The sequence below is a fragment of the Methanoregula sp. genome (assembly GCF_002835825.1).
Taxonomy (GTDB): domain Archaea; phylum Halobacteriota; class Methanomicrobia; order Methanomicrobiales; family Methanospirillaceae; genus Methanoregula.
On record NZ_PIZH01000038.1, the window covers coordinates 1 to 9575 of the forward strand.

A 9575-nucleotide genomic window follows, 5' to 3' on the forward strand; every position below is an offset into this window, starting at 1 on the left:
AATCTTAATTGTCGATTTCACATATTGAACCATCAGGAAAACCTGAAATCTCATACGTATAGGGGGAAAAATGAAGCATATTGGGTATAAACCGATACGGATTGCTGTGTTGCTGGTCATGGCAGCAGTCCTGCTGGTCAGCGGTGTTGCTGCGGCCAGCGAATTTGCACCCTGGTCAACACAGACCGTGGACAGCGGAGGGAAGGTCGGGCAGTATTCGTCGGTTGCGCTGGATGCATCGGGCAATCCCGCGATCAGCTATTATGACCAGACTTACGGCGACCTGAAATATGCGTCCTGGGAGGGAACCGCGTGGGTCATCACCACGGTTGATGCCTCAAAGAGATCCAGTGGCGGATGGTCATACTGGGGATGGGGCAACTCGTGGGACCATGACGCCGCGTACCAGAAATGGTACCATGGAACCGAAAAGGTTGGAGAACATTCTTCCCTTGCCTTTGACAGCAGCGGCAGGCCGCGGATCAGCTATTATGACGAATCGAAAGGCGACCTGAAATACGCTGCCTGGGATGGCAGCCAGTGGATCATCACCACCGTCGACGGTAACAATTACAGGAAAGGTACCCAGCGGGGGTGCAACTGGGATGGCGATCAGGGCAAATACCAGACCCGTTCCGTAAATGTTGGTGAATATTCGTCGCTTGCCTTTGACAGCAGCGACAATCCGCGGATCAGCTACTATGACAAGACGAATGGCGACCTGAAGTATGCATCCTGGGATGGAACCAAATGGGTTATCACAACCGTTGATGCTTCCAAGAAAGAGAATCCTCAGAAGTCATCGTTCTGGGGCTGGGGATGGGGCAATGACCATGATTCAGATTATTCGAGATATTATCATGGTACGGGAAAGGTAGGCGAATATTCGTCTCTTGCTCTCGACAGCAGCGGCAACCCCCGGATCAGCTACTATGATGAGACAAACAAGGACCTGAAATACGCTTCCTGGGACGGGACCCGGTGGGTCATCACGACAGTCGACAGCGCCGGGAGCGTTGGTGCGTATTCATCCCTTGGACTGGATGCAATGGACTCCCCCCGGATCAGCTATTACGATGCCACCAGGGGGAACCTGAAGTTTGCCGCATGGAACCGTGCATCCACCACCTGGGAAACTGAGACGGTGGACAGTTCAAAGAAAGTAGGAACATTCACCTCCCTTGTACTGGATACGCTCGGCAATCCCTCCATCAGTTACTATGACCAGAAGAACAAGGATCTGAAGTATACCGCAGGAACCGGGCATGCACCCGTGATCATCCCGACCGTGACCGGTATCGCCCCGGTAAATGGTTCGGTTGTCGGGGGAACAGAAGTGACGATCACCGGAACGAGGTTTACCGGAACAACGGCCGTAACATTTGACGGGACAGCCGCCACGGAATTTACGGTTGTCAGCGATACCTCCATCACCGTGATTGCCCCCGCACATGCAGCGGGATCCGTTGACGTTGTCGTCACCACTCCCCGTGGCTCTGCAACCGGGACCTTTACCTATGAAACGGAGGTCATCCCCACTCCGACCGTGACCGGTATCACCCCGGAAACTGGTCCGGTAAGCGGTGGAACGGAAGTGACCATCACGGGAACGAAGTTTACCGGAACAACGGCCGTAACATTCGATGGAACAGCCGCCACGGAATTTACAGTTGTCAGCGATACCTCCATCACCGCGACTACCCCCGCACATGCAGCGGGATCCGTTGACATCGTCGTCACCACCCCCGGTGGCTCAGCAACCGGAACCTACACGTATGAAGTAACCGTAATTCCCGCCCCGACCGTGACCGGAATCGATCCGTCCAGCGGTCTTGCCGGAGCAGATCTGGCCGGCGTCAGCATCACGGGAACGAACTTTGTTTCCGGAACAACCCCTACCGTCCGGCTGGAAAAGTCCGGTGAAGACAACATCGAGGCAACCGGTGTCACGGTCAACTCCCCCACGCAGATCACCTGCAATTTCCAGCTCACCCCCTACAAATCAACCGTCCCGGGCAAGTGGGACGTTGTTGTACAGAATGCAGATGGACAGTCAGGCTCCCTGAGAGCTGCCTTCACGATCACCAACCCGCCCCCGACCGTCACTTCGATCGAACCGAGCAGCGGCCAGAATGGAACGGTAATTGACGTGATACGCGTAACAGGGACGAACTTCGGCTTTGGTGCAAACCCGAAAATCTGGCTGGCAAAAGCCGGAGAAGCCAACATCCCCGCATCGGACACGCAGATCTTCGGCACAACCGAGCTGAAATTCCGGCTCAACATCCCGGCATCAGCACCCGCCGGGCAATGGGATCTCTGGATCGAAAGCCAGGACGGCCAGACCGGTGCCTACCTTGGCATGTTCACCATCACCTACCAGAAACCCTCGGAACGCAGCTGGGTCTGGTCCACCGATGGCTGGGAGGGGTGGACAACAACCTCGGCCTGGACACCAACAACTTCAACTGATACGATATACGGGCCTGTTGTTGAAGGCGGTCATGGGGTCTATGGAACGGCAGTCTCTACAGAACGAAGGGCTGGTTCCACCCAGTCAACCGTGACAAAGACATTCACGGCAGCACCCGGGGAGCAATGGTCCACGATGACATTCAACGGTCTGCTCAGTGCATCAGAGTATCCAGCAGGACGATCGCTGGCCATCACCGTAAATGGTCAGGATGTCTATTCTGCCACGGCAGGATCGGACAGTAGTATCAATGGCCAGGAATTCACCATCACAAGGACATTCGAACCGGCAAACACCGTAACAGTTGCGATAACCGGCAAACAGGGAACAAGACTTGCTGTCGGTTCATACACCCTGCAGTTCAATTCGCTGACCCTGAGTTGAGGCAGTCAGTACCGGGATAATCACCTGCCTCCCCACGAAAAACCCCTTTTTTCAATGCCTTAACAAACGTGCCCGTATGTACGGGCTCATTGGATCTCTGGCCTGAACTCTCCCCATAGCGTCGCCTAATTTATAATCTCATCCATCCATTGATTGTTTATTCGGGGTATTTGGTATGCTTCTGCGGCCTTACAGGCACCCCGCGTTCCCGGTTTATGGAAACCCGATGAAGACGGGTTTACGGTGCCTGCAGGAGCCTCGGGAAACGCAGAACACCAGGTGAGTTGTATGGGATTTCCACATGTTCTTAAGGGAAAACTGTTAACGGTCACGGGATCTCTCCTTTCGGGATGTATCGCGATCCTTCTCATCTCTGCCATAGTATCCGCCGGGTGTCTGTCTGGACCAGCCGACCATCAGAATCTCCCCTCGCAGGCTCCGGCATCCTCCGCGATCGTTCCCACAAGTGGTTCTACCGGATTGCTCGTTCCGGTTACCATAACCGGCACGAATTTCTCGTATGGTGTATCCCCGTCCATCTGGCTGGCAAAACCGGGTGAAGCCGATATCCCTGCACAGGATATCGTGGTGATCTCGCCATCCCGGATCAGGTGCGTATTTGCGCTTCCGACAGCATCGTCATCAACCGGACAATGGGATGTCCATTTGCAGAATGCCGGGGGTGGATCTGCACAAAAGATCGGGGTTTTCACGATTCTGGATGAGAAGGCACTGCCTTTTGTGTGGAACTGGTCGAATGAGAACGGGTGGGACGGGTGGCAGCATACCTCTGCATGTTCCGATTCGGGAACAAGAACCGGATCCTGCCTTGAACACGGCCCGGTTATTGTCAGCGGCCATGGTGAATACGGTTCGATGGTGACTTATGACCGGGTTTCGACACGATCGTCTGTGTCAAAAACCTTTACCGCTCCCGGCAGCACGCGATGGAGCAGCGTCACCTTCCGGGGGGTCCTCAGTCCGTCTTCCGTTCCCCGCCTGCGGTGGCTCTCAATCGATGCAAACGGCGTGAATGTTTTTTCTGCCAATGCTACCATGAGCCCTCCGGGGAACGGCCAGCCGTTCACTATTGTCCGGTCCTTCGCGCCTGCAAACAGCGTGACGATCCAGATATCCGCAGGGCAGGACCTTACGGTACGTGATACCACGCAGTACACCCTTCAGTTCGATTCGCTGACACTCAGTTAGGGTGCAGGTCACTCCCCCTGGCGCATCATCAGGATATCTCCCGATCTTCCGGGGCATGACGAACAGCAGGAAGGATAGTCCTGCATGATGCAGGGACATCCCGGTGGAAAGTACCGGGAAACCCTCCATTTCCTTTACACTGTCGTGTGAACTTCCGCTATCCCCCGGGGTACAGTGGTATTGGCCAGCGCTGTCAGCACACCGTCCTTGTACACCAGTACCTCTAAAAGATCCCTGCTCCCGTCTTCTTTCTCCAGGATTCCATCGATTGTCCCGCTCTTCATTACCATCTGGTAGATCTGGTCCCCGGCTCCTTCGACTGACCGTACCTGGCCGTTCGAACTGATGGTGCCGGTATAGTTCCCCGGGTACCGTACCTGGACCCAGACGCCGTTATCGGGTATCGCGAGCCGGACCGGGCCCTCTCCCGGTGGCGTGGGCTCAGCAGCGACCGGTGTCGCCGGTACAGTGGCATCCGGGCCGGCGACCGCGGGCCCGACAGATACATGCATCTCGACAATTCCCCGGGGTGTTGTTGTCTCATGACGGGCAATCAGCACACCCCCGTTGTATGTCGCGACCTCCAGTCGCTCCATGGAGCCGTCGCCTTTCTCGATGAACCCGTCAATCACGGTGTTCTGGACCGGCAGCTGGTACCACTGTGTCCCGGAACTGTTCACATCGCTGCGCCAGCCACTGGCAGAGAGGAACCCTGAGTACTGTCCCGGATACGAGATTTTTACCCAGATGCCGTTCCCCGGTACAGTGCCTGAGAGAGGGGGTTTTTCCCCGGGAACCGGGGCCGGTGTTGCAGCCGGCGTGGGCACGTTTACAGGCGTCGGTGCGGCAGTGACTCCTGCCTTTGCTGCGGCAGCTTTCTCCCAGGGCTGGAGCCCCGGCTCCGGTATCGGCGAGACCATGGCCAGGACAAGGATTGCCATAAGGAGGACAATGGCAAGGAGCGTGAAGGCAGGGGATATCGGTTTTGGCTCATCAGGGATGGCCTGCCGGGTGCCCTGTGCAGGACCGTATACCGTCCATTCCGGGACCGCTGGCCGGCCCGTCGGTGCATCGGAATCCAGGGTTCCCGCATCCATCCTCTCACGCTTTGCGCGGGAATAGTAATCGGCAGGAGTGGGATCGGCCTGGACTGCGACTCCCTGCTTTTCGAGAACGGTAAGGCACCGGTCGCGGTTCTGGATATTCCTGCCGGCGGCAAGGAAGATGAAGATCAGCTCGATCCCACGCATACTCCCGTCGGAAGTACCGTAGGTGATCCGGATCACCGGTTCGCGCAGCCGGTTGGTCTCCGCGGAAGCAAGCGTGATGTCCTGGTAGGGGATCTCCAGCCGGGGCTTTCCTGCATCCTCGCAAACCAGGGTAAGCTGCCCCTCGAGAAAGACGGCTTCGTAGCCAATACCGTTGATGATCAGCCGCTGTGTCCTGTGGATGACCGCATCCCCGCTCTCACTGCCCGGAGTATCCATAAATTCCTGCCGGAGTATACCAGTAGTTACTGTGTCCCTTCCTCCTAATAATCTCTGCAGTATTCAGGAGCAGGCCGCATTATTCCCCATGCCTGTCAGGTCCGCGCACCTCCGTGTTCCGGTTCACGAGCAGGTTCCAGGCATCATGAGCTTTGTTGTGCCGGACAAGCACACCCAAAAGCTCCAGCACGGAGCCATAGCCGGCAGAAAGCAATGCCTCGTTTTCTGCTGTTTTGTGAAACGCCGGGAGCACGGCATAGACCGGCGCTTTTGCCGTCCCGTCACAGACCTTGAAGAGATGGGTCTTTGCATCGCCGAGTTCACCGCTCATCTTTGCGACGATGGTATTGACCCGCTTTCCCTCGTGCAGGTGCAGTTTCGAGAGCTGGAGGAACTTTGCCGGGGAGAGAAGCCGGAAGCCGTCGCGGCGTACCGCGGCCCTCTGGAGAACTGCATAGCTGTACTTGATGTCCGTATTGATGTACCGGTATGACTCATCGCACCGGGCAAGAGTTCCCATCAGGCGCGTGGGCCGGATGGCCGGTGCGGTGGCAAAACTCCAGCACCGCGGGGCTTTACAGGCAGTGCCCCGGAACAGCGGGCAGGGCGCGTGCACGGTAAGCCCGGCAGGTTCAAGGCCGGCGGCAAGCGTCCGCATGCGGGTGGAGTTCACTTCATCCGCGGGCTCGACAACCAGGATTGCACCGTCGCGAGCAAGCCGCTCCGCAAACCGGCCGACTATACCGGCCCGCGGGTCTCCCGAACGGTCCGCGAGTTCCCCGAGGACATTGGAGAAGACGATGAGGTCGAACCGTTCCGGCAGGCCTGCGGGAAGCGGGTCGCGGATGTCCGCCTTTTTCGGGGGTTTGACCGAGACCGGCCCGCCCCGCGGCACGAATGCGTCCCTGAGATACAGGAACGCCTCGATATGTTCCTCCGACTGCTCGATGGCGTAGACTGACGCCTTCCCCCCGTCAAGCCGGGAGAAGAAGTCCGCGATGGCGAGCGGGACAACCCCGGGCCCCGTGCCAACATCGAGGATGGTCATTGACTTTTTCAGGAATCCTTCCTCGAAAAGTCGCAGGAGCAGGTGTTCTGTCTGCATGAAGTAGACCGGGAAATGGTAGGCAAGGTACCCGAGCACGCTGTAGCCTTTGGTGTACCGGAGCGAACGCTGGTGCAGGGGCTTCCAGTAATCGTCCTTCTGGGCCGTGATTGCTTTCCGGAGCCGTTCGACCGTGACCGGGTCATCCCAGGGCTTCCCGACTTTCTTTGTGATATACTCCTCGATGGCAGTGGCAAGAACCGGGGGCAGTTCCCTCTTCTCAAGGAATATACTGGTGCGTTCCCGCTCGCCATTGCCCGGGAACAGGGGCTGAGCCGGGGGGATTTTTTTGATCTCGACATCTCCCTCCCTTCGCGTTGCCATAAGGCCAAGGCGGGGCAGTTCCGGTGCAATCGCCCGGTAGATCTCATCGACAGGCATTGGCGCGTCAAGATACTGAACGATCTCCGAAAGCAAAAACGAGGGACGGGTCCCGGCAACATACTGTATCGTGGAGATCAGGGAATTTCCGGCCATAACCTGCCGGATAGTAGGGTGACTGCCCACATACATCTTTCGTCAGGCGGCTCCACAACGCTCCTGTTTCTGTTCAATCGCTGGCTTCTTCTGCCATGGCGAGAGATATTCCTGACAGATCAGATCATGCTCGACCACTGCCCCGGTGCCGCAAACCTCCGCACCCCGACGCTTGCTATCAAAAAGTGCCCGCAGTGCGGTGAGGAAGTCGAACTCTTCTCAAACGACGTCTCCGTAAAGTGCAGCAACTGTGGTTTTGAGGTGTATAACGACACCATCTCCTGCGTGCAGTGGTGCAAGTATGCAAAGGAATGCGTGGGCGAGGAGACCTACCACAAAGTGATGGCGCAGCTCAGGGCACAGGAGAACGGACACAAAAACGCGTGACCGCTCTTACGGCAGGGCCAGCATCCGTTCGATAGCGCCCCGGGCACGCGAAGCAATCTCATCGGGCACGGTGATGCGGGGCCGGAGCGTCAGGAGGGCGCTCTGCACTTTTTCGAGGTCCGTCTTCTTCATATTCCGGCAGATGCCCTTCTCATCGAGCGGGAGGCACATCTTGTCCGGGCATTCCTTCTTCAGCCGGTACAGGATCCCAACCTCCGTGCCGATGATAAACTCCTTTTTCTTCGAGCTGCAGACTTCCTTGATAATCCCCGAGGTGCTTGCCACGTGGTCGGCAAGGTCGATGACCTCCGGCCGGCACTCGGGGTGGACGAGCAGGACGGCATCCGGGTGGGCGTTTCGTGCAGCAGTCACCTGCTCCGGCGTGATCCGGTCGTGGACAATGCAGAACCCTTCCCACGGCATGACCTTCTTCTTCGTGAACCGCTGGGCGTACCGCCCGAGGTTCCGGTCGGGGACGAAGATGATCTCGTCTTCCTGTACGGAGTTGACCACCTTCACGGCGTTCGAGGACGTGCAGCAGATGTCGCTTTCGGCCTTGACCTCCGCGCTGGTGTTGACGTAGCAGACCACGGCAGCATCCGGGTGCCGCTCCTTTGCCAGCCGCAGTTCGGCAGCGCTGATCATCTGCGCCATGGGGCAGCAGGCATCCTCCGCGGGCAACAGGACAGTCTTTTGCGGAGAGAGGATCGCCGCGGTCTCGGCCATGAAGTCCACGCCACAGAAGACGATGACGTCCTCCTTACGGGTGGCCGCTGCCCGGGAGAGTTCGAGCGAGTCCCCCGTGATATCCGCGATATCCTGTATCTCGTCGGGCTGGTAGTTGTGGACAAGGAGGACCGCATCCCGTTCCTCCTTCAGCCTCCGGATCTCCGCTGCGATCTCCGCGGAACCTGCTAACCTGTCCATAATCCTGTATCCTGTTCATCGCAGATTCCTATTAAACCGATGCTCCCGGCCGGCGCACCCGGATATTTATGCATCCGGCCCGCCCAGTACCTCATAAGGCTATGAAGATCATCCTTCCGGACAAGAGCAGTCGCGAGATGAGGCCCGGCACGATGACGGTGGAGGAGCTCCTGCGGGACCTCGGGTTCGACCCATTTGACGTGATCGTCTCGCGGAATGGAACACTCGTTACGGAAGATGCGATTGTCGCAAACGACGATGAGATCCGGATTATCCGGATCGCCCACGGGGGATGACGGGTGGTGCACACCGCAGGACCCGATACGACACCTCGCTGCGACACCTGCGGTGAACCTGCGGTCTACCGGGAGAGAACAACCGGCCGCCACCTCTGCCGGGACCATTTCATTGCGGATGTGGAAGGACGAGTCCTGGAAACCATCCGTTCGCGGAACCTGATTACCCCCGGCGACCACGTGGCCATTGCTTTAAGTGGCGGCAAGGACAGCACCGCCCTCCTGATGATCCTTTCCCGGGTCCTGCCGTCCCTCGGGCCCGTCCGGCTCACAGCGATCACTATCGATGAAGGGATCGCCGGTTACCGCGAGGACACCATCCGATCGGCAGATATCCTGGTTGCCCGCTTCGGTCTCCCGCATCTCACCGTATCCTTTCCACAACTCTTCGGTGGCACACTCGATACGTTCCTTGCGGGACGGGAACCGGAGGCCTGCAGTGTCTGCGGGATCCTGCGGCGGAAGGCGCTGAATGTCGGGGCGGAGCGCGCCGGTGCAATGAAACTTGCAACCGGGCACAACCTCGATGACGAAGCCCAGTCGGTCTTCATGAACGTGCTCCGGGGCGACCTGCCCCGGCTCGTACGGGACTCCGGCAGCGATTCGCAGGGACGGTTCATCCCCCGCATCAAGCCCCTGATGTTCATTTCAGAGAAGGAGATCGCAGTCTACCTCATGCTGCATGGTGCCTGGGCAGATCTCCCGGAGTGCCCGTACGCGGTCCATGCCCTCCGCGGTGAGGTACGGCGGATGCTTGCCACGCTTGCGTCAAAGCACCCGGGCACGATGCTCCACCTCATGAAGAGCAGATAGAAGATTGCGGCACGGTG

The 9575-nt window shown here is 58.2% G+C and carries 8 protein-coding genes; 5 read left to right on the forward strand and 3 right to left on the reverse strand.

Going from position 1 to position 9575, the window contains the following annotated elements:
- Positions 1 to 70 precede the first annotated feature (70 nt).
- A complete protein-coding gene (locus CW742_RS02645; protein WP_292416107.1) occupies positions 71 to 2857 on the forward strand; it encodes an IPT/TIG domain-containing protein in 2787 nt (928 codons plus the stop codon).
- Positions 2858 to 3145: 288 nt separating this feature from the next.
- Positions 3146 to 4066, forward strand: coding sequence for a hypothetical protein (locus tag CW742_RS02650; RefSeq protein WP_292416109.1), 921 nt, complete (start codon positions 3146 to 3148; stop codon positions 4064 to 4066).
- 134 nt (positions 4067 to 4200) lie between these two features.
- Here the strand turns inward: CW742_RS02650 and CW742_RS02655 are convergent, their stop codons facing one another.
- Both CW742_RS02655 and CW742_RS02660 read right to left on the reverse strand, forming a co-directional pair.
- Positions 4201 to 5553 (reverse strand): hypothetical protein, encoded by a 1353-nt coding sequence (locus CW742_RS02655; RefSeq protein ID WP_292416111.1) that lies wholly within the window; start codon positions 5551 to 5553, stop codon positions 4201 to 4203.
- Between the two features lie 79 nt (positions 5554 to 5632).
- A complete protein-coding gene (locus tag CW742_RS02660; protein ID WP_292416113.1) occupies positions 5633 to 7171 on the reverse strand; it encodes a small ribosomal subunit Rsm22 family protein in 1539 nt (512 codons plus the stop codon).
- Between the two features lie 90 nt (positions 7172 to 7261).
- Here CW742_RS02660 and CW742_RS02665 point away from each other — a divergent pair, with 90 nt between their 5' ends.
- The gene (locus tag CW742_RS02665) at positions 7262 to 7522 is read left to right on the forward strand and encodes a hypothetical protein (protein WP_292416114.1); all 261 of its coding nucleotides are present in this window, start codon (positions 7262 to 7264) and stop codon (positions 7520 to 7522) included.
- A gap of 6 nt (positions 7523 to 7528) precedes the next feature.
- On the opposite strand, the gene nadA is transcribed toward CW742_RS02665, so the two are convergent.
- Complete coding sequence (gene nadA / locus CW742_RS02670) at positions 7529 to 8449, reverse strand: quinolinate synthase NadA (protein WP_292416116.1); 921 nt, start codon at positions 8447 to 8449, stop codon at positions 7529 to 7531.
- Positions 8450 to 8550: 101 nt separating this feature from the next.
- Here nadA and CW742_RS02675 point away from each other — a divergent pair, with 101 nt between their 5' ends.
- Entirely contained in the window at positions 8551 to 8745 is a 195-nt protein-coding gene (locus tag CW742_RS02675; protein ID WP_292416118.1) for a MoaD/ThiS family protein, read from the forward strand.
- A 3-nt stretch (positions 8746 to 8748) separates the two neighbouring features.
- On the forward strand, positions 8749 to 9558 hold the full coding sequence (locus tag CW742_RS02680) for a tRNA 2-thiocytidine biosynthesis TtcA family protein (RefSeq protein ID WP_292416121.1): 810 nt from the start codon (positions 8749 to 8751) through the stop codon (positions 9556 to 9558).
- Positions 9559 to 9575 lie beyond the last annotated feature (17 nt).

Excerpts from the sequence above, each read along its gene's own strand:
- CW742_RS02660 (WP_292416113.1), bottom strand. The coding sequence starts at position 7,171 with ATGTATGTGGGCAGTCACCCTACTATCCGGCAGGTTATGGCCGGAAAT.
- CW742_RS02665 (WP_292416114.1), top strand. The coding sequence starts at position 7,262 with ATGCTCGACCACTGCCCCGGTGCCGCAAACCTCCGCACCCCGACGCTT.
- CW742_RS02645 (WP_292416107.1), top strand. The coding sequence starts at position 71 with ATGAAGCATATTGGGTATAAACCGATACGGATTGCTGTGTTGCTGGTC.
- CW742_RS02650 (WP_292416109.1), top strand. The coding sequence starts at position 3,146 with ATGGGATTTCCACATGTTCTTAAGGGAAAACTGTTAACGGTCACGGGA.
- nadA (WP_292416116.1), bottom strand. The coding sequence starts at position 8,449 with ATGGACAGGTTAGCAGGTTCCGCGGAGATCGCAGCGGAGATCCGGAGG.
- CW742_RS02655 (WP_292416111.1), bottom strand. The coding sequence starts at position 5,553 with ATGGATACTCCGGGCAGTGAGAGCGGGGATGCGGTCATCCACAGGACA.
- CW742_RS02675 (WP_292416118.1), top strand. The coding sequence starts at position 8,551 with ATGAAGATCATCCTTCCGGACAAGAGCAGTCGCGAGATGAGGCCCGGC.